The organism is Pseudomonas sp. Bc-h, assembly GCF_002080045.1.
In the GTDB taxonomy this organism is placed as follows: domain Bacteria; phylum Pseudomonadota; class Gammaproteobacteria; order Pseudomonadales; family Pseudomonadaceae; genus Aquipseudomonas.
Genome location: NZ_MUIN01000009.1, coordinates 220,877 through 244,872, shown reverse-complemented (window position 1 = coordinate 244,872; position 23,996 = coordinate 220,877). Strand labels below are relative to the sequence as shown.

Sequence of the window (23,996 nt, the reverse complement as noted above, 5' to 3'; positions counted from 1 at the left end):
GGTGAATCCCGTTGGATGAGCTAACTTTGCGCCACTCGCAGATATTCGAGAAATTTACTTATCTGATTTCAGATATTCACAGAGCGTTATAAGACATGCGCTACGACCTCAATCTGCTCCCGGTTTTTACCGCACTCATGGAAGAACGCAGCGTGACCCGGGCGGCCGCGCGACTCGGCATCACCCAGCCTGCGCTGTCGAATGCGCTGAACCGGCTGCGCGATACCCTGCGCGACCCGCTGTTCATTCGTGAGCGCTACGGCATCAAGCCCACTCAGTTCGCCGAAGAGATCGCCCCAGTGATCGCCGAGACGCTGGCCCGCCTCGATGAGGTCATTCTCGGCCGACAGCATTTCGATCCGGCGATCTCTACGCGCCAGTTCAGCATTGCGCCCAACAGCTACGTCGAAATCGTCCTCATGCCGAGGGTGATCGCCCGGCTTCGCCAGATGGCGCCGGGGGTAAAGGTAGCACTGGCGCCGTTTGGCACTGACTTGACCGAAACAGGCGTGATCTCGGGCTCGACCGACATGGTGCTGGGCCGCATTGTCGATCCGCCCGACAACCTGATCGTTCAGCACTTGATGGACGACGGTCTGGCCTGCGTGGTGCGGGCCGAGCATCCCGACGTCGGTGACAGCCTGTCGCGCGAGCAATACGAGCAACTGAGGCACGTCAACGTAAGGCCACCCGGGAGAATGCGCGTCGGGCTGTTTCAGGCGCTGGAGCGCCAAGGGCTGCGACGGGAACTGGCGATCTCGGTGACACACTTTCTGGCCGTCCCGGAAATCATCGCGATGACCGACTACTGCGCCACGCTGCCCCGGCTGATCTGCAACCAGATCGCCAAGGACCCGCGGCTGAAGGTGCTGGAGCCCCCGGTGGATCTGGGCACGTTTCCGGTGGACATCGCCTGGCACGTTCGTTATCGCAACGATCCGGCGCACCAGTGGCTTCGTCAGGTGCTGGCGGAAACGGCAGCGCAGTTGTCGGCAGACGCCTGAGGGGCTCAGGCGTTCTCGTTGCCTGGGCGGGTGAACGAATAGCGGTCGATGTCCTGGCGCAGTTGCCAGCCCTGGTTTTTCCAGTGGCGGGCGGCGGCGTCGTTGGTCTTGAGTACGTCGAGATGGCATTTGCCGATCCCCAGCGCCTCGAGGCTCGACAGGCAGCGTTGCACCAGCGATCGGGCGATGCCCTGGCGCCGCAACTCGGGCAGCACCAGCACGTGTTGCAAATACCCGCGGCGTCCGTCATGTCCGCACATCACGCAGCCACAGAGGCCGGTCTCGCTTTCAGCGACGAAGCTCATGCCGGGGTTGCGTTGCAGGTAGCGAGCGGTGGCTTCGCGGGAGTCGGCATCGCGCAGAGAGATGCCGGGGGTGTTGCGCATCAGCTCGATGACGGCGTCATAGTCGTCCATCGTCATCACTCGAATGTTGATCATGGGAGGGCCTGTCGAAAGTCGGACGGGGCAGGGTAGCAGAGCGCCGGGGCGATGATGTGACAGCGGCATGTCAGCGCGAACACGGTCTGAAAGTCTCGCTCTATCGCTACAGAATGTTTTGACTATTAGTACTCTGGCGGAACACGGCTACCCTTGATCTAGCGTCGGCCGAGGCCGTCCAGTCAACACCTGATCAGGCGATAAGAATAAGCACCTTGTGCTACTGAAGTTCACTCATCGCAGTCTTTAGCCCCGATGGGCGGGATGGCCGATGGATACGACCAAAGGTAGATCCAGACATGGCAAATGAATCGAAATGCCCCTTCAACCACGCAGCCGGCGGTGGCACCACCAACCGCGACTGGTGGCCGAACCAACTGAACCTGAAAATCCTCCACCAGCATTCTTCCCTGTCCGACCCGATGGGCGAGGCCTTCGACTACGCCAAGGAGTTCAAGAGCCTGGACTTCGCGGCGGTCAAGAAGGATCTGGAAGCGCTCATGACCCAGTCCCAGGAGTGGTGGCCAGCCGACTTCGGTCACTACGGCCCGCTGTTCGTGCGCATGGCCTGGCACAGTGCCGGGACCTACCGCACCGCTGACGGCCGGGGCGGGGCCGGCTCCGGTCAGCAACGTTTTGCGCCGCTCAACAGCTGGCCGGACAACGTCAGCCTGGACAAGGCGCGCCGGCTGATCTGGCCCGTCAAACAGAAATACGGCCGCAAGATTTCCTGGGCCGACCTGATCGTGCTCACCGGCAACGTCGCGCTGGAATCCATGGGCTTCAAGACCTTCGGTTTTTCCGGTGGCCGCCCGGATGTCTGGGAGCCCGATGAAGATGTGTACTGGGGTTCGGAAACCACCTGGCTCGGTGGCGAAGAACGTTACGGCGCACACAAGGAAATGGAACAGCCAGGCCAGGGCGATCTGGTCGCAGAACCGGCCAAGCACGGGGAAGAACACAGCCGAACCGACGGCGACCGCAATCTGGAAAACCCCCTCGCAGCCGTGCAGATGGGGCTGATTTACGTCAACCCAGAAGGCCCGGACGGCAATCCCGATCCGGTCAAGTCGGCCATAGACATCCGCGAAACCTTCGGCCGCATGGCGATGAACGATGAAGAGACCGTGGCATTGATCGCCGGTGGTCACGCCTTCGGCAAGACCCACGGCGCAGGCCCGGCCGACAACGTAGGCGCTGAGCCCGAAGCCGCAGGTCTGGAAGAGCAGGGGCTGGGCTGGCGCAACAGCTTCGGCACCGGCAAGGGTGGTGACACCATCACCAGCGGCCTGGAAGTGACCTGGACCTCGACGCCAACAAGGTGGAGCAACGAATACTTCGAGAACCTGTTCGGTTTCGAGTGGGAGCTGGACAAGAGCCCGGCGGGCGCCAATCAGTGGAAGCCCAAAGGCGGAGCAGGCGCTGGCAAGATCCCCCACGCTCATGACCCGAACAAGCGTCAGGAACCGCGCATGCTGACCTCGGACCTGGCCCTGCGTTTCGACCCGATCTACGAGCCGATCTCTCGGCGCTTCCTGCAAAACCCCGATCAACTGGCCGACGCCTTCTCCCGCGCCTGGTTCAAGCTGACCCACCGCGACATGGGGCCATTGGCCCGTTACCTCGGCCCGGAAACACCGACCGAAGAACTCCTCTGGCAAGATCCGCTGCCAGCAGCGAGTGGCCCGGCGATGGGTCCGGACGACGCCACGGCGCTGAAAGGCAAGATCCTCGAATCCGGCCTGAGCGTTGCGCAGCTGGTTTCCACTGCCTGGGCTGCGGCGTCGACCTTCCGCGGCTCTGACAAGCGCGGCGGGGCCAACGGCGGGCGTCTGCGTCTGGCACCACAGAAGGACTGGGCGGCCAATCAGCCCGAACAACTGGCCAAGGTGCTGCAAGTGCTCGAGCGCATTCAAGGCGAGTTCAACGGTGGGTCGAGCGGCAAGAAAATCTCGTTGGCCGACCTGATCGTTCTCGCCGGGAACGCCGGGGTGGAAAAAGCCGCGAGGGATGCCGGTCAGACGGTCAGTGTTCCCTTCTCGCCGGGCCGTGTGGACGCTTCGCAGGCGCAGACCGACGTTGAGTCCTTCGGCTTCCTTGAGCCGATCGCCGATGGTTTCCGCAACTACCTCAAAGGCCAGTACACAGTGTCGGCCGAGAAGCTGCTGGTGGACAAGGCGCAACTCCTGACCCTGTCTGCACCGGAAATGACCGTGCTGCTGGGCGGGCTTCGCGTCCTGGGGGCCAATGTCGGGGAGAGCAAACATGGCGTGTTCACCACCCGTTCGGGCGTGCTGACCAACGACTTCTTCAAGAACCTGCTGGACATGAGCGTGGAATGGAAACCCACCTCGGGCGCCAATGACACCTTCGAAGCCAAGGACCGCAAGACCGGTGAGGTCAAGTGGACCGGCACTCGCGTCGATCTGGTGTTTGGCTCCCACGCGCAGCTTCGGGCCTTGACCGAGGTCTATGGCAGCGCGGATGCCCATGAGAAGTTCGTCGGTGATTTCGTCGCCGCCTGGGCCAAGGTGATGGATCTGGACCGTTTCGATCTGCGCTGATCAGCCTTTGTAGCCAATAAAAAGCGCCTCCCTCGGGAGGCGTTTTTTGTGCGTGGTTCAAGGGTGTCGCGAGGTCATTTTGCGTTGGCGATATTGGCGTCGAGGAAGCGGTGGATCTGATCGCCGATCTGCTGGACATTGGTTTCCAGCGCGAAGTGACCGGTGTCGTAGAAGTACACCTGGGCGTTGGCGATGTCGCGTTTGAAAGCCTTCGCACCCGCTGGCAGGAAGAACGGATCGTTCTGCCCCCAGACCGCGAGCATCGGCGGCTGGTGCTTACGGAAATACGCCTGGAATTGCGGGTAGCGTTTCACGTTGTTGGCGTAGTCGCGGAACAGGTCCAGTTGAATCTCGTCGTTGCCCGGCCGCGCCACGAAGCCTGCGTCCAGTGTGTACGCCTCAGGCGCCACGCTGTTCGGGTCCTTGACACCGTCGGTGTACTGCCACTTGATCGAGGCTGGCGTCAGCATTTCACGCAAGGCATCGCGGTTGGCCTGAGTCGGTTCTTTCCAGTAGCGCTGAATCGGGTTCCAGCCGCTGCTCAGACCTTCTTCGTAGGCGTTGCCGTTCTGGCTGATGATCGCGGTGATGCGCTCGGGGTGCGCCGCCGCCATGCGCCAGCCTACCGGCGCGCCGTAGTCGAAGACTTCGATGGCATAACGCTTGAGTGAAAGGGCTTCGGTGAAGCCGTCCATGGTCTTCGCCAGATTGTCGAAGGTGTAAGCGTATTGCGAGCGATCCGGACTGTCGGAGAAGCCGAAGCCTGGCATGTCAGGAGCGACCACGTGATAACGGTCCGCAAGCTTCGGGATCAGCTCGCGGTACATGAACGACGAGGTCGGAAAACCGTGCATCAGCAGCACAGTCGGCTTCGATGGATCACCGGCTTCGCGGTAGAAGATCTTCACGCCCTGCACCTGAACGTAGTGGTGGCTGACCACAGGTTCAGCGGCTGGCGCGGATGCGGCCTGTGCGGTGGCGCCGAACAGGGCGGCGGCCAGAGTGGCGGTCAGCGCGGTGGTGGCCAGTAAGCGGTTCAAAGACATGGAAGTGCTCCTGCAAGAAAGTAGTGGGCTATCGCCTGTCACGGGTTCAAGCCGGTAGTGGCTCGTTGAGAGCAATACTGCAGGTATCCAATAATTTGCAGAATCCCCTAATATCGGTAACCAACTTACCGAAATCCGGAAGGCTTGATGGATCGCTTCGAATCAATGGAAATGCTGGTGGCCGCTATAGAGAACGGCAGTCTTTCGGCCGCAGGCCGTGCGCTGAACGTGCCGCTGCCGACACTGAGCCGCAAGATCACTGACCTTGAATCGCGGCTGGGCACGCGTTTGCTCATCCGTGGCACGCGCAAACTGACCCTGACCGACGCGGGCGTGGCCTACGTCGCAGCCGCGCGGCGCATTCTCGAACAGGTGGACGATGCCGAGCGCGAGGCCGCTGGTGAGTTTCAGATGCCCAAAGGCGAGCTGGTGATCACTGCGCCAGTATTTTTCGGGCGTCTGCATGTGCTGCCGGTGGTGACGGACTTTCTCGCGCTGTACCCCGAAATCAACGTTCGTTTACTGCTGGCGGATCACAACCTGCAACTGGTCGAGGAGCACGTCGACATGGCCGTGCGCATCGGCGTCCTGCCCGACAGCAACATGATCGCCACCCGCGTCGGCAGCATGCGCAACGTGGTCTGTGCCAGTCCGCAATTGCTGGCTGAACATGGAGTGCCCCAGGTGCCTGACGATTTGCGGCGCTTCCCCTTCGTGCGCGTGGTGATGCCGGTCTTGTCACCGGGCTGGCGTTTTCTCTCTCCCGATGGTCGGGGTGAAATCGAAATCCCCATCCTTCCGCGCCTGGCCGTGTCGACAGCGGAAGCCGCCATGCAGGCCGCCGTGCGTGGAGTGGGCGCGGTAAGCCTGATGCGCTATCAGGTGAGCGACGCCCTCGAAGCGGGTTTATTGCAGTTGGTGCTGGAAGACTTCGAGCTTGAGCCATCGCCGATTCATCTGCTGCATGCCTCCAGGGGCCACATGCCCCTGAAGATGCGCCGCTTCCTTGATTTCGCCGCGCCGCGCCTGCGCGAAATCCTCGGTTGATGCCCATCAGATAGCCGCATTCCGCGCGGGAATAGGCCCATAAAAAACCTGAATTTCCCTTACGCGGGGCATTCTCGTAGCGTGGCATTCCCACTGATACGAATATGGAGATCGCCCCGTGAATGCTGCCCCCTTGCGCCTGTATGTCGATGCCCGATTCACCAGCCCTTATGCGATGTCGGTGTTTGTGGCGCTGCGAGAGAAGGGCATTGATTTCGAGCTGATTCAGGTCGATCTCCATTCCCAAGCGCATCAGGCGAAAGACTACGCCGACCTGTCGCTGACCCAGCGTGTGCCAACGCTGGTGCATGGCGACTTTTCCCTGTCCGAGTCTTCGGCGATCACCGAGTATCTGGAGGACGCCTTTCCAGAGACGCCGATTTACCCTCGGGATTTGCAACAGCGTGCTCGCGCGCGGCAGGTCCAGGCCTGGTTGCGCAGTGACCTGATGCCAATCCGCGAAGAGCGCTCGACGCTGGTGGTGTTTTACGGACGCCAATACCCGGCGTTGTCGACTGAAGGGCAAGCTGCAGCGCGCAAACTGATCGACGCTGCTCAGGCCCTGCTGGCGGATGGGCGCGAATATCTACTCGGTGAGTGGTCAATTGCCGATGTCGACCTGGCCTTGATGCTCAACCGCCTGATCCTCAATGGCGACCCGGTTCCGGCTGAACTGGTGAACTACGCGCAGCGTCAGTGGCAGCATCCAGCGGTGCAGGAGTGGGTGAATTTTCAGCGTCCTGCGTTGTAGACCTCATCACGATCCCCGTAGCAGTCCGGCCGGGCGGCGTTCCGTTTGCCGGCGGTCACGTCGTCGAAATCGATAGCGCCGGCAAGCCGTGCTGCTACAGGTTCGTGGGGTCCCATAAACCCATCTGATCCGTATTTTTATAGGTCAGCTGAATCTGTACTGCAAGCGCATCTCGACACACAATCGTCGGCATTCCCAGCCGCCCTGATACGGCTGGACGCAAGGCTTGAGTGAAGTGTTCAAGCCTGTACCGCAACCTGGCGTCGAGAGGAGGCCACCATGGCCAAGATGACGATTTTTCTGTTGGGATTTCTGGCTCTGACTATCACCATCGGCATGCTGGCGACCATTCCGCCGAGCTGATACACAGGGATTCAAGCCAGCAAGAAATCTGATCCGCTGCTGGCGCTCGAATCCCTTCCCTGCATCCAGCAAAGTGGCGCACAGCTTACGTGCGCCTTTTTGCGTTTCCAGCCACCTTCTTGGTCAATTCTTCAGGCTTCATTTCAGTGGCTGAAATGATCCATTGCCCCGGGCGTGGCTTCTGTGCGCTAAAGATTACGATGATCATCCAGGTCACCGCCAATCCCGACCTTGTCGGCAGATTCGTCAATTGCGCCCACTCAGAGAGCTACCCCCATGAGCAACAATGCATTGATCGTCGTCGACATCCAGAACGACTATTTCCCTGGCGGCAAGTGGCTGCTTGCAGGCGTCGAAGCTGCAGCGAACAACGCGGCCCGTATCATCGCTGGAGCCCGTGAGAAGGGGGACCTGGTGATCCACATTCGCCACGAAACACTGTCCCCGGATGCGCCATTCTTCGTACCCGGCAGCGAGGGCGCGCAGCTGCATCCAAAGGCTGCGGCATTGCCAGAAGAAACGGTGATCCTCAAACACTTCATGAACCCGTATCGCGAGACCGAGCTGCTGGATGTCCTGAAAGCCCGCAACATTGAAACCGTCACCGTGATCGGCAACATGAGCCACATGTGCATTGACGCGGTGACCCGGGCGTCGGATGACTTCGGCTTCAAGACCACGGTGATCCACGACGCCTGCGCGACCCATGATCTGGAGTTCAATGGCGTGACCGTTCCTGCCGCTCACGTGCATGCGGCGTTCATGGCGGCGTTGCGCTTCGGTTATGCGAGCGTAATGTCGGCGGACGAGTATCTGGCCTGAGGCTTGTCCACCCTCGTCAATACGGATGCCTGACGCGTAGCAGCACGGCTTGCCGGCGGTGGGGTCGGTTGTTCGCCACCGCTGGCCAGCCGGACTGCTACGGATTTCGCAACGTGATAACCGCGCATTGCGCCGTGTAATAAGAATCGTTACTATCCGCGCCTTCCTCTCTACAACCCATCCCACCACCCCCATGACCCTCAAGCTGCCGCGAAGCAAAGGCTTTCTTGATCACTACGAAGAGCTCGTGGGTACCTGGACTCGCCGACTGAAGAACCGTCATCAGGCCGAAGACCTGACCCACGACGCGTTCGTCCGCGTGCTGGAGTCGTCAGGTGGGGCCAGTGTCGAGCAGCCGCGCGCCTATCTGCACCAGACCGCCCGCAACATTGCGGTGGATACCTGGCGGCGTGAGGATCGGCGGGCCGAACTGGAAATGGAGTCCATCGACAGTTCAGCGGGCCACGCAGGTGACCCGGAGGCGTTCATGCAGGCTATTCAGCTGGCGGATTCCATCGAGCGAGCCTTGGCAGAGTTGCCCCTCAATTGTCGCAAGGTGTTCATCTGGCAGAAGCTCGAAGGGCTGACCCAGCTGGAAATCGCCGAGCGCCTGGGGTTGAGCAAGAACATGGTGGAAAAGTATATGATCCGCACGTTGCGCCACTTGCGCGACCGGCTGGACGCTTCGGCGCCATGAGGCATTGTCATCGGGAACTGGCCCGCCCTTTATCTGTTCAGGACATTCCATGACGACGGATCGTGAATGCGCATGCGGCGCACAGACTGTACGGGATCAGGCGGCCTTCTGGTTTGCCCGCTCGCGCGACGGTGATCTGCCGGCCGAGGAGCGCGCGGCTTTTCAGGCCTGGCTGGACGAACACGACCAGCACGCCCATGAATATCGCTTGCTGCAGAATCTCTGGGGCGCCGCCGACCTGTTGCCGAAGGCACGTTTGCAGGCACTCTGCGAACCAGACGCTGCGGTACCTTTGCCAACGCCTCGATCACCCTCGCGCCGCACTTTCGTCCGCTATGCAGTGGCGGCGAGTCTGGTGGCGATGGTGACCGCAGGCGGCCTGTATTTCGGTCTCGATCAGCAACCCGATTACAGCGCCGAATTCGCCACTGTGCTGGGCGAGCGGCGTCAGGTTCCATTACCCGATGGCTCGGTGGTCGACCTCAACAGCCGCACGCGCCTGAAAGTGCATTTCTTCAGTGCCCGTCGGCAGGTGGAGTTGATCGAGGGCGAGGCGATGTTCAGCGTCGAGCACGATACCTCGCGGCCGTTCGTGGTGCAGACCGGCGATGGCTCTGTGACCGTGACGGGCACGCGTTTCGACGTGCGACGCGATCCGGCCCAGACCCTGGTGGCGGTGGAATCCGGCACGGTCAAGGTCAAGGGGCGCGCCGATGAACAGGCTAATCAGGTCACGCTGACAGCAGGTCTGGGATCGAGCATCGACGCCAGTGGCAACGTCACGCCAGCGTCGACCATCAACACCGCGGCGGTCACTGCCTGGCGGGGCGGCAAGCTGGTATTCAATGACGCGACGCTCAGTGAGGTGGTGCAGGAAGTCTCGCGCTATCGCGCAAAACCGCTGCGGGTCGCCGAAGGCAAGGCCGCCAATCTGCGACTGACCAGCGTGTTCAAATCCGACGACACAGACGCTCTGTTACGGGCCTTGCCGAGTATTCTGCCGGTGGCGGTTCGCACCCTCGCCGATGGCAGTCAGGAAATATTTTCAAAATAGATTCAGGTTTTTTCCCGGCTCTTCGTCTTCTTGTCCAACTGCGATTGCTTAGCATTCAGAGCAGCGCAGAAGTGCTCCGCATTCTGGACCCTCAGGACAAGACCCGACGTGAAAAACAATAGACTCAACGTGCTTCAACTGGCTGTCACTCGCACTGTCCCCGCAGCGCCATCCTCGCGCTGGCTGCCTTGGGTCCTGGCCCTGGCCGTTGGCTCCGGAGCCAGCGGCGCGTATGCCGAGGGGGCGCCGACCGCCATTCACATCCAGGCGCAACCTCTGAGCGCAGCGTTGAGTCAGTTGGGTCAGCAGACCTCTCTGCAATTGTTCTTCAGTCCTGATCTGGTCGCCGGCAAACAGGCCCCCGCGGTGGACGGCAACCTGTCGCCGGAACAGGCGTTGCGTTCGCTGCTCAAAGGCAGTGGCCTGGATTACGAAATGTCTGCCGACACCGTGGTGCTCAAACTGGCGGGTGCCAGTGCATCGGCCACCCCCGGCAGCATGGAAATCGCGCCGATGGAAGTTAACGTAGTCGGTGACTGGCTCGGCGACGCCGATCAGGCCGTGGTGCAGAATCACCCTGGCGCACGTACGGTGGTGCGCCGCCAGGCGATGGTCGAGCAGGGCGCGCAGAACGTCGGCGATGTGCTGCGTCGGATTCCCGGTGTGCAAGTGCAGGAGTCCAATGGCACGGGTGGCAGCGACATCTCCCTGAACGTCGGCGTTCGTGGTCTGACGTCGCGCCTGTCGCCGCGCTCCACGGTTCTGATCGATGGCGTTCCCGCTGCGTTCGCGCCCTACGGCCAGCCGCAGTTGTCGATGGCGCCGATCTCGTCGGGCAACCTGGACAGCATCGACGTGGTACGCGGCGCAGGCTCGGTGCGTTATGGGCCGCAGAACGTCGGTGGGGTCATCAACTTCGTGACCCGCGCAATTCCTGAAAAACTCAGCGGCGACCTCAGTAGCACCCTCGAAACCAGCCGTCATGGTGGCTACAAGAACATGGAGACCCTGTTCATCGGGGGTACTGCCGACAACGGTCTGGGCGCGGCCTTGCTCTATTCCACCGTCAACGGATCGGGTTATCGCTCCAGCAACAACGACAACGATATCGACGACGTGTTGCTCAAGACCCACTGGGCGCTGACCGATGAAGACGATCTGTCGGTCAACTTCCACTACTACGACGCCAAGGCCGACATGCCGGGCGGCCTCACTCAGGCACAGTTCGACGCCAATCCATACCAGTCGGACCGCGACTACGACAACTTCAGCGGCCGTCGCAAGGACGTGTCGATCAAGTACAAGCGCCAGATCGACGAGTCGACCCAGGCTGAAGTGCTGACCTATTACACCGACAGTTTCCGAGGCAGCAACATCGCCGCCCGCGACCAGAAGACCCTCGGCTCGTTTCCTCGCACCTATCACACCTTTGGTATCGAGCCGCGCGTGTCTCATGTGCTGGACCTCGGGCCGACCACACAGGAAGTCAGCGTCGGCGCACGTTACCTCAAAGAAGCCATGCACGAACAGGCGTCGCGTCTGGGCCTGGTCAACAACACGCCCGTGGCGATTCCCGGTTCCGACGGCCACGTCTATCAGGACCGCACCGGGGGCACCGAAGCCACGGCGTTCTACATCGACGACAAGATCGATATCGGCAAATGGACCGTCACCCCGGGGATTCGCTTCGAACGCATCAGCACCGACTGGCACGAACGACCGGTGCTCGGCACCAACGGCGTGCGGGTCCAGGAAAAGGACCGCAGCGTCAACAACAACGAGCCGCTGCCTGCGCTCAGCGTGATGTATCACCTGTCCGATGAGTGGAAACTGTTCGCCAACTACGAGACCTCGTTCGGCAGCCTGCAGTACTTCCAGGTGGCGCAGGGTGGTAACGGCAACGACACCGCCAACGGCCTGCAACCGGAAAAGGCCAAGACTTACGAGCTCGGCACCCGCTATGACAATGGCACCTGGGGCGGTGAGCTCACGGCGTTCTACATCGACTTCGACGACGAGCTGCAATACATCAGCAACGATGTGGGCTGGACCAACCTCGGCGCGACCAAACACCAGGGTATCGAAGCCTCGGCGCACTACGACTTGAGCTCGCTGGACTCACGCCTGCAAGGCCTGACCGCCAACGCCGGTTTCACTTACACCCGCGCCACCTATGAAGGCGAAATCCCCGGCTTCAAAGGCCGCGACCTGCCGTTCTACTCGCGCCAGGTGGCGACTGTCGGCCTGCGTTATGAAGTTGACCGCTGGACCTACAACATCGACGGTTTCGCCCAGTCCAGACAACGCGCGCCGGGCACCGGCACCAACGCTGACGGCAGCTTCAACGGCAATTACATCACCGAACCGTCCGCCGATGGTCAATACGGCAACATTCCCGGCTATGTCACCTGGAACCTGCGCGGCGCCTACGATTTCGGCAAACAACTGTCGAACCTGAGACTCGGCGCCGGGGTGAAAAACGTCTTCGACCACCAATACTTCACCCGCTCCAGCGACAACAACTCGGGTATCTACCTGGGCCAGCCGCGGACGTTCTTCGTGCAGGCGAGTGTGGGGTTTTGAGACGTTGGTCAGCTTCGTGATCAGGCGTTACACAGCCGGTCAATCCACCTCAATATCCAGCCGCTTCAACCGTGAAGCCAGCGTCGTTGGCTTCACTCCCAGCAGCTCGGCCGCACCTCCTTTACCAAACAACTTGCCGTTCGCCGCTTTCAACGCAGCGTGCATGTTGTTGCGTTCCAGGTCGCGCATCTGGTTTTCGGTGAGAAAGCCTTGTTCCGGAATTACGCCCGCAGCCCCGCTGTCGAGGCTCTTGGGTTCGTCGGGCAGATCGAGGTTGAGGTCGGCGCCGGTGGAGGTAATCAGCGCGCGTTCGATCACGTTCTGCAATTCACGGATGTTGCCCGGCCAGGAGTAGTTCTGCAGCCGCTCGATGTCGCTGTTGCGCAAGCGGCGGCCGGGCATGTTCAGGCGTTTGCCGACTTGCTTGAGGAAGTGCGCGGCCAGCGGCGCGATGTCGATCGGGCGGTCGCGCAGGGCAGGGGACTGGATCGGGAAAACGTTAAGCCGGAAGTACAGGTCCTCGCGAAAATGCCTGGCCCCGACTTCCTGACGCAGGTCGCGGTTGGTGGCCGCGATGATGCGCACATCGACCTTGCGTGTGCGTTCTTCGCCCACGCGCTCGAACTGACCCTCCTGCAATACCCGCAGCAATTTGCTTTGCAGCTCCAGCGGGATTTCGCCGATCTCGTCGAGGAACAACGTACCGCCATCAGCCAGTTCAAATCGCCCGACCCGATCGCGCACCGCGCCGGTAAAAGCGCCGCGAATGTGGCCGAAAAACTCGCTCTCGAACAGCTCGGTGGGGATCGCTGCGCAGTTGACCCGGATCAGCGGGTGCGCGCTGCGTCGACTGGCCTGGTGAATGGCGCGGGCGATGAGCTCTTTGCCGGTGCCGGATTCACCATTGATCAACACGCTGGCGTCGGTCGGTGCGACCACGTCGATCTGCTTGATGATCTTCAGGATCGGCGCGCTCTGGCCGACGATCTCGCGGAAGTTGTGCTCGATGTGAATCTCTTCCTGCAAGTAGGCGTTCTGGTCTTCCAGGCGCTGCTTGAGCAATTTGAGTTCATCCAGTGCTGTTTGCAGCTGGGTCTCGGTGCTGCGGCGTTCGGTGATGTCGCGAAACACCACCACGGCCCCGGCAATGCGCCCATCGGAGATCACCGGTGTGCTGGTGAATTCCACAGGAAAAAAGCTGCCGTCGCGGCGCCAGAACACTTCCTGTCGGCCCTCATGCACCACGCCGTCATGCACGGCCTTGTAGATCGGACACTCTTCCACGGGGTAGTGGCTGCCGTCTTCATGGCTGTGATGGTGAATGCGGTGGATGTTCTTGCCGATCATGTCCTTCACCCCCCAACCCAGCATGCGTGCCCCGGCCGGGTTGACGAAGGTCGCCAGGCCCTCGCTGTCGATGGCGTAGATGCCGTCGCCGACCGAGCTGAGCAGCAACTGGTTGTCGCGCTCCGATTCCTGAAACAGGTTAAGGATGTTGCGCCACTCGATCAGCCCGCCGCGCATGGTGCGCTCGGTGTGCGCTTGATCCTGCTGATATTTCTGTTGGCTGGCTTCGCGCATCACCAGAATCAGCTGTGGGCTGCCCTTGATCTGCAAGGTGGTGGCGGAGATTTCCAGCTCGATGCGCTCGCCGGTCTTGATGTTGCAGCTCAGGTCGTCGGTCCAGCCGCGGCCTTTGTCCATCACCGCCTGGGTGAACACGATCAGGTCCGCCAACTGGTGACCGAACAGCTTGCTCACGGGAAGCTCCAGCAATTCCTGTCGCGGATAGCCGAGCAGCTTGCAGGCGGCAATGTTGAGGTCGCCGAAATGGTCGGTGAAAGGGTCGAGCAGGGCGATGGCTTCAGCGCAGTGCTCAAACACCATGTGCCGCGAGGAATAGGCGAGGTCGGCCCAGCCGATCAGCGAGTCTGGCTCGTTCATGAGTACGAAATCTCGTGATGTGGCATTACGAATATTCGTACTTCTACGGGAATGCGTAATTTCCCGAAAGCATCAGAACGCTGGCAAATAACCGGATCAGATAGCGATCTTCTGCGATATCAAAGAGTTAGTGCCCACGACGGACGCCTTTTATTTGTTGGCACGGCGTTCGCTCTATCCAAGGTGTCACCCGGTGAACGATCCAGAACACCGACAACACTCGAACGAACGGAGCGACGACATGCCAAGCGTAGACATCAACCACTATCAAGACGGCGACTTCCTGGTCAATTACGAAGAGAAGGTCTTCGAGGACGTCAAAGCCGAGCCGGGGGAAAAAGCCCTGCTGACCTTCCACACCATCGCGTTCGAGGGGTCCATCGGCCTGGTCAACATGCTTCAGGCCAAGCGTCTGCTGCGTAAGGGCTTTGAAACCAAGGTGCTGCTCTACGGGCCGGGCGTGCAACTGGGTGTGCAACGTGGCTTCCCGACATTGGGTGCCGAGGCGTTTCCGGGGCATCTGGCGGTGAACAACCAGATCAAGGCATTCATGGCCGAAGGCGGCGAAGTCTACGCCTGCCGTTTTGCCTTGCAGGCGCTGTACGGCCAGACCGAAAAAGCGCTGATCGAAGGCATTCGCCCGATCAACCCGCTGGACGTGATGGACCTGCGCCTGCTGATGCGCCGCGAGGGCGCGATGATCATCGATACCTGGACGGCCTGATTTCACAGCGTCTGCACCATGACGCAATCCCCTGTGGAAGGGAGCTTGCTCGCGAATACGTCGATACAGCCGACGCATCTTCAGCGTCTGATAGAGCATTCGCGAGCAAGCTCCCTCCCACGGATTTGTTCATTTCCAGACGTGTGCCATCCGCAGAGTAATTGGACCTGCTTGAGGCAGGGAATCAACAGCTTCGTCAGGACCACCCCATGACCACCATCCGCGCCGCCGCCGTTCAGTTCAGCCCCGTGCTGTACTCCCGCGAAGCCACCGTCGCCAAGTTGTGCGAGACCTTGCTCACGCTGGGTCGCGAGGGTGTGCAATTCGCGGTTTTCCCGGAAACCGTGGTGCCTTACTACCCCTATTTCTCCTTCGTCCAGCCGCCGTTCGCGATGGGCAAGGAACACCTGCAACTGCTGGAACAATCGGTCACCGTGCCCTCCGACGTTACCCGGCAGATTGGCGAGGCCTGCCGTGAAGCCGGAATCGTCGCCTCCATCGGCGTCAATGAGCGCGAAGGCGGCACGACCTACAACGCACAACTGCTATTCGACGCCGACGGCACGCTGATTCAACACCGGCGCAAGATCACCCCGACCTATCACGAACGCATGGTCTGGGGGCAGGGCGATGGCTCCGGGCTGCGCGCCGTCGACAGTGCCGTGGGCCGTATCGGCTCGCTGGCCTGTTGGGAACATTACAACCCGCTGGCGCGCTACGCCTTGATGGCCGACGGCGAGCAGATTCACGTAGCGATGTTTCCGGGCTCGCTGGTGGGCGACATCTTTGCCGAACAGATCGAAGTCACCATCCGCCATCACGCGCTGGAATCCGGCTGCTTCGTGGTCAACGCCACTGCCTGGCTCGACGCCGATCAGCAAGGCCAGATCATGCAGGACACCGGCTGCGCCCTAGGACCGATTTCCGGTGGCTGCTTCACCGCGATCGTCTCGCCGGAAGGCAAATTGCTCGGCGAGCCGCTGCGCAAGGGCGAGGGCTGGGTGGTTGCCGATCTCGACCTGAAGCTGATCGACAAACGCAAACGGATGATGGATTCGGTGGGGCATTACAGCCGCCCGGAGCTGCTCAGCCTGCTGATCGACCGCACGCCGACCGCCAAGGTCCACGAGCGCGGCGCCCATCACATGACCCTGCAGGGCAAGGAGCTCGATCATGCAAACCAATGAACTGCTCGCCGAGCTGCAATGCCATGGGGTGCGCTGGCCGGCTGCGCAAAACGGTCTGTCGCGGCAGGGCGGCGCCGGGCCTTCGGACCACAAGGCGCTGACCTTTGGCGAGCGGACCATGATGGTGCCGATCCTCAATCAGGCCTCGCAAAGCTCGCCCTATCAGGCCCAGCCCAGCGCCGATGGCAGCCTGGCGCTGATCTTTCGCGAGGGCTTGCAGGTCGGGCAGGTGAAGATGCCCGGCGTGCCGAACTTCTACAGCCGCAGCACCGCCGACGGCATCCCGTACTGGAAGATCGCCACGCTGCACAGCTCGGACGTGCTGGCGACCACCGTCTTGCAGCACTGCATCCGCTTCAACGATCGCAGCACCTCCTGCCAGTTTTGCGCCATAGGACAGTCGCTGGCAGCGGGCAAGACCATTGCCCGTAAACGCCCACAGCAACTGGCCGAAGTGGCCAAGGCCGCCGTGGAACTGGATGGCGTCAAACACATGGTGATGACCACAGGCACCCCGCAGACGCCGGACCGTGGCGCTGCGATTCTCTGTGAATCCGCCGCTGCCGTGACCGCTGCTGTCGACCTGCCGATTCAGGCGCAATGCGAACCGCCGGATGACGACATCTGGTTCGAGCGCCTTGCTGAAAGCGGTGTGGTGTCGCTGGGCATGCACTTGGAGGCGGTCACCGACGAGGTGCGTCAGCGGATCATGCCGGGCAAGGCCGAAGTACCGCTGAGCCGCTATTTCGAAGCCTTTGAAGCGGCGGTGAAGGTGTTCGGGCGCGGCCAGGTCAGCACCTACATTCTCGCAGGGCTGGGCGACAGCGAACGCGCGATCACCGAGATGAGCGAGCGCTTGAGTGCGATGGGCGTTTATCCCTTCGTGGTGCCTTTCGTGCCCATCGACGGCACGCCACTGGCCCGCCACCCGAAACCCGACAGCGCAATGATGGCCCGGTTGTATCCACAGATCGGCGCGAGCCTGCGGCGTCACGGCTTGCACTCGGAAAATATCAACGCCGGGTGTGCCAAGTGCGGCGCGTGTTCGGCGCTCAAAAATCACGAATAGCGAACCGCGATCAGACCTTTTCGCGCCTCGGGAGACGGATCATGCACAACTTGGCCTTTGCGCTTGTCGACAGCACCTTCGAACCCTTTAGGGCCGGTGAACTGGTGGTCAAGCCCGCCACCGAGAACTGGGAGAAACAGGCGTACTTCGCGCTGCGGCGCTCGGTGTTTTCCGACGAGCAACAACTGCTGCCCCAGGACAAGGACAGCCACGACTTTCAGGCCACCGCCATCGTTGCGCTGGCGGGCAGTTGCGGCATGGCGGATCAGGTGGTCGGAGCCGTTCGCATCTATCAACCCGAGCCGGGTCTTTGGTTCGGTGGTCGCCTGTGCGTGGCGCAGGCGTATCGTCGGCACAGCATGATCGGCAAGGCGTTGGTCAACGAAGCGGTGTCCCGGGCCAAGGACTTGGGTTGCGAAGTGTTCCGCGCCACTGTCCAGGCTCCGAACGAGGGGTATTTCCATGGCCTGCAATGGCAGACCCTCGAACACCTCAAATTGCTTGGTCAGCCTCACTGCCTGATGCAGGCGGATCTGGCGAGCTACCCGCTGATGCCGCGTCAGGTCTCGCTGCGTGCACTGAAGGTGGCGCGCCATGGCTGACTCACTGGATCTGGATGCGCTGCTGGAAACGCTGCGCGGCACCCCGGCGATGCTGTCGAAACAGGCGATCCAGCAACCGGCGCGGGTGATTGGCGCGACTGAAAAACAGCTGACCCGCGCGCAGCTGTACGCCTTGCCTGGCGACGACACCGCCGCCATTGCCTGTGGCGATCAGTTTCAGCTGCTGGCCATCGAAGGCATGTTGCCCGGCTTCGTCAAAGCCGCACCGTGGTTTGCCGGGTGGTCGGCGGTGATGGCCAATGTCAGCGACATCACGGCCATGGGCGGCCGGGCGACAGCGGTAGTCAACGCCTACTGGCATCACGACGATGCCGCCGCCCAGGAAATCCTCGCCGGGATTCGCGCCGCCTGCGAAGCCTACGGGCTGATGCTGGCGGGCGGACACACCAGCCTTGCTACACACAACCCGACCGCGCTGGCCGTGGCGATCACCGGTATCGCCAGCAAGTTGCTGTCGACGCTGCACGTCAAACCCGGTCAGGTGATCGCCATGGCGGTGGACCTCGAAGGTTATTGGCACGCCGACAGCACCTACTGGAAAGCCTTCGAAGGCGTGCCTGCCGAACGCCTGCGCAGCAAGCTGGAAGTCCTGCCGCGTCTGGCCGAAGCGCAACTGCTGCACGCCGCCAAGGACATCAGCAACGCCGGGGTCCTGGGCAGTCTGTTGATGTTGCTGGAGACCACCGGCTGTGGCGGCGATATCGATCTGCAAGCCTTGCCGTGTCCGGCAGATGCCGATCTGCTGCGCTGGCTGCAAGTGTTCCCCAGCTACGGTTTTCTCATGACCCTGGATGAGGCCGACTGGCCGAGCGTCCAGACCGCATTCGCCTTTGAAGGTTTGCGTTGCGAACGCATCGGTGTGATCACCGAGAGCGCCGAGCTCAACGTTCAACACGGCTTTCAGCGTCGCACTTTCTGGAACCTGAAAGCACAGCCGTTCACCGGTTTCAGCTACCCCGATCTCGATCTTTCACCTTTGTCTGCAAAACAGGAGCACTGACATGCCCGCCGTCAATTTCAGGATCCGCTGGCCCAACGGCAAAGAAGCCGCCGGTTACTCGCCCTCGACCGTGATCTACGAACACTTGCAGGAAGGCGCCAGTTACCCGCTGGCGGACTTTCTGCAACGGATCGAAGGCGGTCTGAACAATGCCTCCGAGCGGGTGAAACAGGTGAAGGGGTTCTACTGCAGTTCGGCCATGGACACCCTCGGCAGCCTCAAGGGGCAAGCCCATGGTCTGGAGGGCGGGCAGGTGGAAGTCCTCAGCATGAGAACCGAAGGTGGCGGCCGGGTGACCGGGGCTGGCTGGAGTTCGTTTTGACGGCCGGCCGTGCTGCCAAAGGTTTAACAACTCACATATTCAACGGCGGAGCCTCCATCATGACCAGCTCGATCACTTCCATCAAAGCACCTCACCACAGCGTCATCATCGTCGGCGGCGGCCAGGCGGGTTTGTCCGCCAGCTATTACCTGCAACAGCAGGGCGTCGATCATCTGGTGCTGGAAAAACACAGCCTGACCCACACCTGGCGCAACCAGCGGTGGGACGCGTTCAGCCTGGTCACGCCGAACTGGCAGTGCGCGCTGCCGGGCTATCGCTATAGCGAAGAGCACGGTGGCCAGGACCCTCACGGCTTCATGAAAAAAGACGAAATCAACGACTACCTCGCAGGCTTCGTCAAAGCCGTCAACGCACCGGTGCGTGAAGGCGTGGCGGTCAGGCGCGTGGTACCCCGTGCGGCAGGCGGCTTCGAGGTACACACCTCTCAAGGCGACTTCACCGCCGATCAGGTGATCTGCGCGTCGGGCGGTTATCACACGCCGATCATTCCGCGCCTGGCCGAGCGTCTGCCGGCCGGGATCACCCAGATTCATTCCGAGCAGTACCGCAATCCTCAGGCGCTGCCAGAGGGCAATGTGCTGGTCGTCGGTTCCGGGCAGTCCGGTGCGCAGATCGCCGAAGACTTGCATCTGGCGGGGCGCAAAGTGTTTCTGGCTGTAGGCGATGCGCCCCGTTGTGCACGCTTCTATCGCGGCAAGGACGTGGTCGACTGGCTCGCGCAAATGGGCTATTACCGGATCGGTGTCGACACCCATCCGCTGCGTGAGGGTGTGCGCGACAACACTAACCATTACGTGACCGGGCGCGATGGCGGGCGGGACATCGACCTGCGCAAATTCGCTTTGGAGGGCATGGAGTTGTTCGGCCGCCTGGAAGGGTTGCAGGGCCAAACGTTGCAGTTCGCGAGCAACCTGAGCGCCAGCCTGGACAGCGCCGATGCGGTCTATAACCGGATCAACGGCTCCATCGACAAATACATCGCCGAGCAGGGCATCGACGCGCCTGCGGGCGAACGTTACGAGCCGGTGTGGACGCCTTCCGAGGAACGCGGCGAGTTGAATCTGGTGGAGCAGGGCATCACCAGCATCATCTGGTGCATCGGTTTCACACCGGACTTCACCTGGGTCGAAGCGCCGGTGTTCAACGGTCGTGGTCATCCGGGCCATGAGCGCGGGGTCACGGCGCAAGCGGGGCTGTATTTTCTCGGGCTGCCTTGGCTCTACACCTGGGGCTCGGGGCGGTTCTCCGGCGTGGCGCAGGATGCGCAATATGTGGTGGAGCATATTGTCGGGGCGGTGGCTGAGCGCAAGGTCGCAAGCCGCTGAGTTTTGCGCCGCATAACCTGTGGAAGGGAGCGCAGCTCGCGATGACGGTGGAGCAGATGTCACTGCGGTGACTGGTCCAATGACTCGCGAGCTGCGCTCCCTCCCACAGGATTTACGTCGATTTGAAATCATTCGCAGCAGCACCGCTCATCAGGCAACCGCATCGTCCACCCTTGACGACAAATTGTAACGGGACAATACTTCGCTCAGATTCATATAGATGAATATATAACTACAACAGCGAAGCGACCTATGAACCGTCTATCCAGTGATGTCCGTCTGCCGCTTTACCAACGTCTGCGTGATCAATTGGCTGAGCAGATCGCCAATAACCGCTGGCGTCCGGGCGAAGCGATTCCCACCGAAGCCGCATTGTCCAGCGAGTACTGCCTGTCCACCGGCACTGTACGCAAAGCCATCGACATGTTGGTCAGCGAGAATATCCTCGAACGGCAACAGGGCCGTGGCACGTTCATTCGTCGCCCGCAGTTTCAGTCTTCCCTGTTCCGCTTTTTCCGCTTTCAAAGCGTTTCCGGCGAGCGTCAGGTGCCCGAGAGCCGCATTCTGTCGATCGAGCCGGTCAGCGCGCCGTCTGCCGTTTCCCACGCTCTGGGTCTGCCACTGGACGCTCCAGTGATTCGCATGATCCGTCTGCGTCTGCTGGATGCACAACCTGTGCTCGCCGAGGAAATCTGGCTGCCGCAGGTGCAGTTTCAGACGCTGCTGGAAATCGACCTGAGCAAGCAGGGCCCGCTGCTTTATCCCATTTATGAAGAGCTGTGCGGGCAGGTCGTGGCCTACGCCGAAGAGACCCTGACCGCCGAGGCCATCAGCGAAGTGCATGCGCGCCTGCTACAGGTCCCGGCCAACAGCCCGGTGGTGGTGATCGAGCGTCTGGCCCGCAACTACGCCGGTCAACCACTGGAATGGCGCCGCTCTCGCGGGCATGCCAGCCACTTCCGCTACAGCGTCGACATCCGCTGACGCAACGACGAATCCTGCCACTTAGAGCGGGCTCGATAACTGCCGCTTCACACACATATAAGGACAAGAACCATGTTCAATTGGTATCGCCAGGTGACACCTCGGGAGCGCAAGACGTTCTGGGCCTGCTTCGGCGGATGGTCGCTGGACGCCCTTGAAGTCCAGATGTTCGGTCTGGCCATTCCGGCCCTGATCGCCGCGTTTGCCCTGAGCAAGGGCGATGCCGGCCTGATCAGCGGCGTGACCCTGATCACCTCGGCGCTGGGCGGGTGGGTCGGCGGCACGCTGTCTGACCGCTACGGTCGGGTGCGCACGCTGCAATGGATGATCCTCTGGTTCTCGTTCTTCACCTTCCTGTCCGCGTTCGTCACCGGCTTCAGCTCACTGCTGGTGGTCAAGGCGCTGCAAGGCTTCGGCATCGGCGGCGAGTGGGCTGCGGGCGCGGTGCTGATGGCTGAAACCATCAACCCGAAATACCGTGGCAAGGTCATGGGCACCGTGCAGAGCGCATGGGCCGTGGGCTGGGGCCTCGCGGTGGGCGTGTTTGCCCTCATTTACTCCTTCGTGCCGCAAGACATGGCATGGCGCGTGATGTTCCTGGTCGGCCTGCTGCCATCGCTGCTGATCATCTGGGTGCGCCGCAACGTCGAAGAGCCGGACAGCTTCCAGCGTCTGCAGAAAGACAAAGCCATCCCGCAGAGTTTCTTCAAGTCGCTGGCCGGTATTTTCCGCCCCGAACTGATCCGCGTAACCCTGCTCGGCGGCTTGCTTGGTCTGGGCGCCCACGGCGGTTACCACGCGGTCATGACCTGGCTGCCGACCTTCCTTAAAACCGAACGCAACCTGTCGGTACTCAACTCCGGTGGCTACCTGGCAGTCATCATCTTCGCCTTCTGGTGTGGTTGCGTGGCCAGTGGGTTCCTGATCGACCGCATCGGCCGGCGCATGAACATCGTGCTGTTCGCCTTGTGCTGCGTGATCACCGTGCAGTGCTACGTGTTCCTGCCGCTGACCAACACCCAGATGCTGTTTCTCGGCTTCCCGCTGGGCTTCTTCGCCGCCGGTATCCCGGCCAGCCTCGGCGCCTTGTTCAACGAGTTGTACCCGGCTGATGTGCGCGGGGCAGGGGTGGGCTTCTGCTACAACTTCGGCCGCGTGCTGTCCTCGGTGTTCCCGTTTCTGGTCGGTCACATGAGCGAATCCATGTCGCTGGGTTCGGCCATCGGCATCGACGCCGGCATTGCTTACGGCGTTGCCGTGATCGCCGCGTTGTGCCTGCCGGAAACCCGTGGTCGCAGCCTGGAAGCCAGCGCCGCCGCCGCGCAGGGTTCGACCGGTCGCAACGAGACCGCGAGTGCCTGATGCCTTTCCTGCGCGGTGCCCTTCGCATCGCGCATTTTTCGATAGATGAGATCCATGTCCGATACCTTTCCCGCGTCGATTCTTGGCATCGACGGCCACGCACACGTATTCAGCAGGGAGCTGGATCTGACATCGGCAAGACGCTATTCACCGGATTACGACGCCACGCTGGCAATGTATTGCAGGCACTTGCAGGCCCATGGCCTGAGCCACGGCGTGCTGGTGCAACCGAGCTTTCTGGGCACCGACAACCGCTACCTGCTCGACGCCTTGCGCCAGGCGCCCGGGCAGTTGCGCGGCGTGGTGGTGGTCGATCGCGCTATCAGCCGCACCGAGCTCGACGAGATGGATCGTCTGGGCGTGGTGGGCATTCGCCTGAACCTGATGGGCAAGGCGCTGCCAGACTTTTCCGAGCCACAGTGGAAAACGCTGTTTCATCACATCGCCGAGCTGGACTGGCATGTGGAACTGCACCGCCATGTCGCTGACATCCCGGATTTGATCCGGGCGTTGATGCCGTTCGGCGTGAAGCTGGTGATCGATCATTTCGGTCGACCGGACGCACGACTGGGGCTGGATCAACCGGGTTTTCGCGAGATGCTGGAACTGGGCCTGAGCGGTCGGTTGTGGATGAAGGTGTCGGGCATTTATCGGCTGGAGGGCAGCGAACAGGAAAACCTCGACTTCGCCCGCGCCGCTTTGCCGCTGCTGGTGCAGAGTTTCGGCGCGCAACGTCTGGTGTGGGGCAGCGACTGGCCCCATACCCAGCATGAAGGTCGGGTGAGTTACGGCTCGGTGGTCGAGCAACTACAGGCACTGGAATGTCCGCCGCAGGTCATGCGCTCACTGCTGATCGAAGCGCCCCAGGTGTTGTTCGATTTTGCGATGGTTGAGGCCTGAGATTTTATCCAGACTGAACATCGGTTCTGGGTAAGGAGCTTGCGAAGACTTCGGTAGATTACATACATCTGCATTGGCAGTGCCGAAGCCTTCGCCAGCAAGCTCCCTTACACAAGGATTTTTCTTATTAAGGACACGGCGGCGCATAGCGTTTCACTTGCCTA

The 23,996-nt window shown here is 61.4% G+C and carries 21 protein-coding genes; 18 read left to right on the top strand and 3 right to left on the bottom strand.

From position 1 onward, the window contains the following. Window positions 1-95: 95 nt before the first annotated feature. Entirely contained in the window at window positions 96-1,004 is a 909-nt protein-coding gene (locus BWR59_RS17715) for a LysR substrate-binding domain-containing protein (RefSeq protein ID WP_081566934.1), read from the top strand. Between the two features lie 5 nt (window positions 1,005-1,009). Here BWR59_RS17715 and BWR59_RS17710 read toward each other — a convergent pair whose 3' ends face one another. Beyond that, window positions 1,010-1,444, bottom strand: a complete 435-nt coding sequence (locus tag BWR59_RS17710; RefSeq protein ID WP_081566933.1) for a GNAT family N-acetyltransferase — start codon at window positions 1,442-1,444, stop codon at window positions 1,010-1,012. A gap of 299 nt (window positions 1,445-1,743) precedes the next feature. On the opposite strand from BWR59_RS17710, the gene katG reads away from it, so the two are divergent. Continuing rightward, window positions 1,744-4,008: a catalase/peroxidase HPI gene (gene katG / locus BWR59_RS17705; RefSeq protein WP_081566932.1), complete on the top strand. Its 2,265-nt coding sequence runs from the start codon at window positions 1,744-1,746 to the stop codon at window positions 4,006-4,008. 74 nt (window positions 4,009-4,082) lie between these two features. Here the strand turns inward: katG and BWR59_RS17700 are convergent, their stop codons facing one another. Further along, window positions 4,083-5,054, bottom strand: a complete 972-nt coding sequence (locus BWR59_RS17700; RefSeq protein WP_143490859.1) for an alpha/beta hydrolase — start codon at window positions 5,052-5,054, stop codon at window positions 4,083-4,085. A gap of 147 nt (window positions 5,055-5,201) precedes the next feature. Between BWR59_RS17700 and BWR59_RS17695 the strand changes: the two genes are divergently transcribed. From BWR59_RS17695 to BWR59_RS17670, 6 genes are all read left to right on the top strand, one after another. After that, the gene (locus BWR59_RS17695; protein ID WP_081566931.1) at window positions 5,202-6,101 is read left to right on the top strand and encodes a LysR family transcriptional regulator; all 900 of its coding nucleotides are present in this window, start codon (window positions 5,202-5,204) and stop codon (window positions 6,099-6,101) included. 118 nt (window positions 6,102-6,219) lie between these two features. Next, window positions 6,220-6,852: a glutathione transferase gene (gene yfcF / locus BWR59_RS17690; RefSeq protein ID WP_081566930.1), complete on the top strand. Its 633-nt coding sequence runs from the start codon at window positions 6,220-6,222 to the stop codon at window positions 6,850-6,852. A 639-nt stretch (window positions 6,853-7,491) separates the two neighbouring features. Beyond that, window positions 7,492-8,037 carry a cysteine hydrolase family protein gene (locus tag BWR59_RS17685; RefSeq protein WP_081566929.1) on the top strand — a complete coding sequence of 182 codons (546 nt, stop codon included), beginning with the start codon at window positions 7,492-7,494 and terminating at the stop codon, window positions 8,035-8,037. A 193-nt stretch (window positions 8,038-8,230) separates the two neighbouring features. Beyond that, window positions 8,231-8,734 carry a sigma-70 family RNA polymerase sigma factor gene (locus BWR59_RS17680; RefSeq protein WP_081566928.1) on the top strand — a complete coding sequence of 168 codons (504 nt, stop codon included), beginning with the start codon at window positions 8,231-8,233 and terminating at the stop codon, window positions 8,732-8,734. A 49-nt stretch (window positions 8,735-8,783) separates the two neighbouring features. Then, window positions 8,784-9,788, top strand: a complete 1,005-nt coding sequence (locus tag BWR59_RS17675; RefSeq protein ID WP_081566927.1) for a FecR family protein — start codon at window positions 8,784-8,786, stop codon at window positions 9,786-9,788. A gap of 129 nt (window positions 9,789-9,917) precedes the next feature. Beyond that, a complete protein-coding gene (locus tag BWR59_RS17670) occupies window positions 9,918-12,371 on the top strand; it encodes a TonB-dependent receptor (RefSeq protein ID WP_081566926.1) in 2,454 nt (817 codons plus the stop codon). Window positions 12,372-12,410: 39 nt separating this feature from the next. Here BWR59_RS17670 and BWR59_RS17665 read toward each other — a convergent pair whose 3' ends face one another. After that, entirely contained in the window at window positions 12,411-14,315 is a 1,905-nt protein-coding gene (locus BWR59_RS17665; protein WP_081566925.1) for a sigma 54-interacting transcriptional regulator, read from the bottom strand. A 241-nt stretch (window positions 14,316-14,556) separates the two neighbouring features. Here BWR59_RS17665 and BWR59_RS17660 point away from each other — a divergent pair, with 241 nt between their 5' ends. From BWR59_RS17660 to BWR59_RS17615, 10 genes are all read left to right on the top strand, one after another. Then, a complete protein-coding gene (locus BWR59_RS17660) occupies window positions 14,557-15,039 on the top strand; it encodes an MSMEG_0572/Sll0783 family nitrogen starvation response protein (protein WP_062387355.1) in 483 nt (160 codons plus the stop codon). Window positions 15,040-15,248: 209 nt separating this feature from the next. Further along, window positions 15,249-16,226: a Nit6803 family nitrilase gene (locus BWR59_RS17655; RefSeq protein WP_081566924.1), complete on the top strand. Its 978-nt coding sequence runs from the start codon at window positions 15,249-15,251 to the stop codon at window positions 16,224-16,226. Further along, window positions 16,213-17,295 carry an MSMEG_0568 family radical SAM protein gene (locus tag BWR59_RS17650; protein ID WP_081566923.1) on the top strand — a complete coding sequence of 361 codons (1,083 nt, stop codon included), beginning with the start codon at window positions 16,213-16,215 and terminating at the stop codon, window positions 17,293-17,295. Before BWR59_RS17655 ends, BWR59_RS17650 begins: the two co-directional genes overlap by 14 nt. 41 nt (window positions 17,296-17,336) lie before the next feature. Next, window positions 17,337-17,897, top strand: a complete 561-nt coding sequence (locus BWR59_RS17645) for an MSMEG_0567/Sll0786 family nitrogen starvation N-acetyltransferase (protein WP_081566922.1) — start codon at window positions 17,337-17,339, stop codon at window positions 17,895-17,897. Further along, entirely contained in the window at window positions 17,890-18,918 is a 1,029-nt protein-coding gene (locus BWR59_RS17640) for a sll0787 family AIR synthase-like protein (protein WP_081566921.1), read from the top strand. The genes BWR59_RS17645 and BWR59_RS17640 overlap by 8 nt, the downstream gene beginning before the upstream one ends. A gap of 1 nt (window position 18,919) precedes the next feature. Beyond that, complete coding sequence (locus tag BWR59_RS17635; RefSeq protein ID WP_081566920.1) at window positions 18,920-19,240, top strand: MSMEG_0570 family nitrogen starvation response protein; 321 nt, start codon at window positions 18,920-18,922, stop codon at window positions 19,238-19,240. A gap of 59 nt (window positions 19,241-19,299) precedes the next feature. Then, entirely contained in the window at window positions 19,300-20,586 is a 1,287-nt protein-coding gene (locus BWR59_RS17630; protein WP_081566919.1) for an MSMEG_0569 family flavin-dependent oxidoreductase, read from the top strand. A 252-nt stretch (window positions 20,587-20,838) separates the two neighbouring features. Continuing rightward, window positions 20,839-21,570, top strand: a complete 732-nt coding sequence (locus BWR59_RS17625; RefSeq protein ID WP_081566918.1) for a GntR family transcriptional regulator — start codon at window positions 20,839-20,841, stop codon at window positions 21,568-21,570. Between the two features lie 72 nt (window positions 21,571-21,642). Further along, window positions 21,643-22,932 carry an MFS transporter gene (locus BWR59_RS17620; RefSeq protein WP_081566917.1) on the top strand — a complete coding sequence of 430 codons (1,290 nt, stop codon included), beginning with the start codon at window positions 21,643-21,645 and terminating at the stop codon, window positions 22,930-22,932. A 54-nt stretch (window positions 22,933-22,986) separates the two neighbouring features. Then, entirely contained in the window at window positions 22,987-23,832 is an 846-nt protein-coding gene (locus tag BWR59_RS17615) for an amidohydrolase family protein (protein WP_081566916.1), read from the top strand. The last annotated feature ends 164 nt before the right edge of the window (window positions 23,833-23,996 follow it).

Coding starts and splice junctions, on each gene's coding strand:
- BWR59_RS17715 (WP_081566934.1), top strand. CDS start 96: ATGCGCTACGACCTCAATCTGCTCCCGGTTTTTACCGCACTCATGGAA.
- BWR59_RS17710 (WP_081566933.1), bottom strand. CDS start 1,444: ATGATCAACATTCGAGTGATGACGATGGACGACTATGACGCCGTCATC.
- katG (WP_081566932.1), top strand. CDS start 1,744: ATGGCAAATGAATCGAAATGCCCCTTCAACCACGCAGCCGGCGGTGGC.
- BWR59_RS17700 (WP_143490859.1), bottom strand. CDS start 5,054: ATGTCTTTGAACCGCTTACTGGCCACCACCGCGCTGACCGCCACTCTG.
- BWR59_RS17695 (WP_081566931.1), top strand. CDS start 5,202: ATGGATCGCTTCGAATCAATGGAAATGCTGGTGGCCGCTATAGAGAAC.
- BWR59_RS17685 (WP_081566929.1), top strand. CDS start 7,492: ATGAGCAACAATGCATTGATCGTCGTCGACATCCAGAACGACTATTTC.
- BWR59_RS17680 (WP_081566928.1), top strand. CDS start 8,231: ATGACCCTCAAGCTGCCGCGAAGCAAAGGCTTTCTTGATCACTACGAA.
- BWR59_RS17675 (WP_081566927.1), top strand. CDS start 8,784: ATGACGACGGATCGTGAATGCGCATGCGGCGCACAGACTGTACGGGAT.
- BWR59_RS17665 (WP_081566925.1), bottom strand. CDS start 14,315: ATGAACGAGCCAGACTCGCTGATCGGCTGGGCCGACCTCGCCTATTCC.
- BWR59_RS17660 (WP_062387355.1), top strand. CDS start 14,557: ATGCCAAGCGTAGACATCAACCACTATCAAGACGGCGACTTCCTGGTC.
- BWR59_RS17655 (WP_081566924.1), top strand. CDS start 15,249: ATGACCACCATCCGCGCCGCCGCCGTTCAGTTCAGCCCCGTGCTGTAC.
- BWR59_RS17650 (WP_081566923.1), top strand. CDS start 16,213: ATGCAAACCAATGAACTGCTCGCCGAGCTGCAATGCCATGGGGTGCGC.
- BWR59_RS17645 (WP_081566922.1), top strand. CDS start 17,337: ATGCACAACTTGGCCTTTGCGCTTGTCGACAGCACCTTCGAACCCTTT.
- BWR59_RS17640 (WP_081566921.1), top strand. CDS start 17,890: ATGGCTGACTCACTGGATCTGGATGCGCTGCTGGAAACGCTGCGCGGC.
- BWR59_RS17635 (WP_081566920.1), top strand. CDS start 18,920: ATGCCCGCCGTCAATTTCAGGATCCGCTGGCCCAACGGCAAAGAAGCC.
- BWR59_RS17630 (WP_081566919.1), top strand. CDS start 19,300: ATGACCAGCTCGATCACTTCCATCAAAGCACCTCACCACAGCGTCATC.
- BWR59_RS17625 (WP_081566918.1), top strand. CDS start 20,839: ATGAACCGTCTATCCAGTGATGTCCGTCTGCCGCTTTACCAACGTCTG.
- BWR59_RS17620 (WP_081566917.1), top strand. CDS start 21,643: ATGTTCAATTGGTATCGCCAGGTGACACCTCGGGAGCGCAAGACGTTC.
- BWR59_RS17615 (WP_081566916.1), top strand. CDS start 22,987: ATGTCCGATACCTTTCCCGCGTCGATTCTTGGCATCGACGGCCACGCA.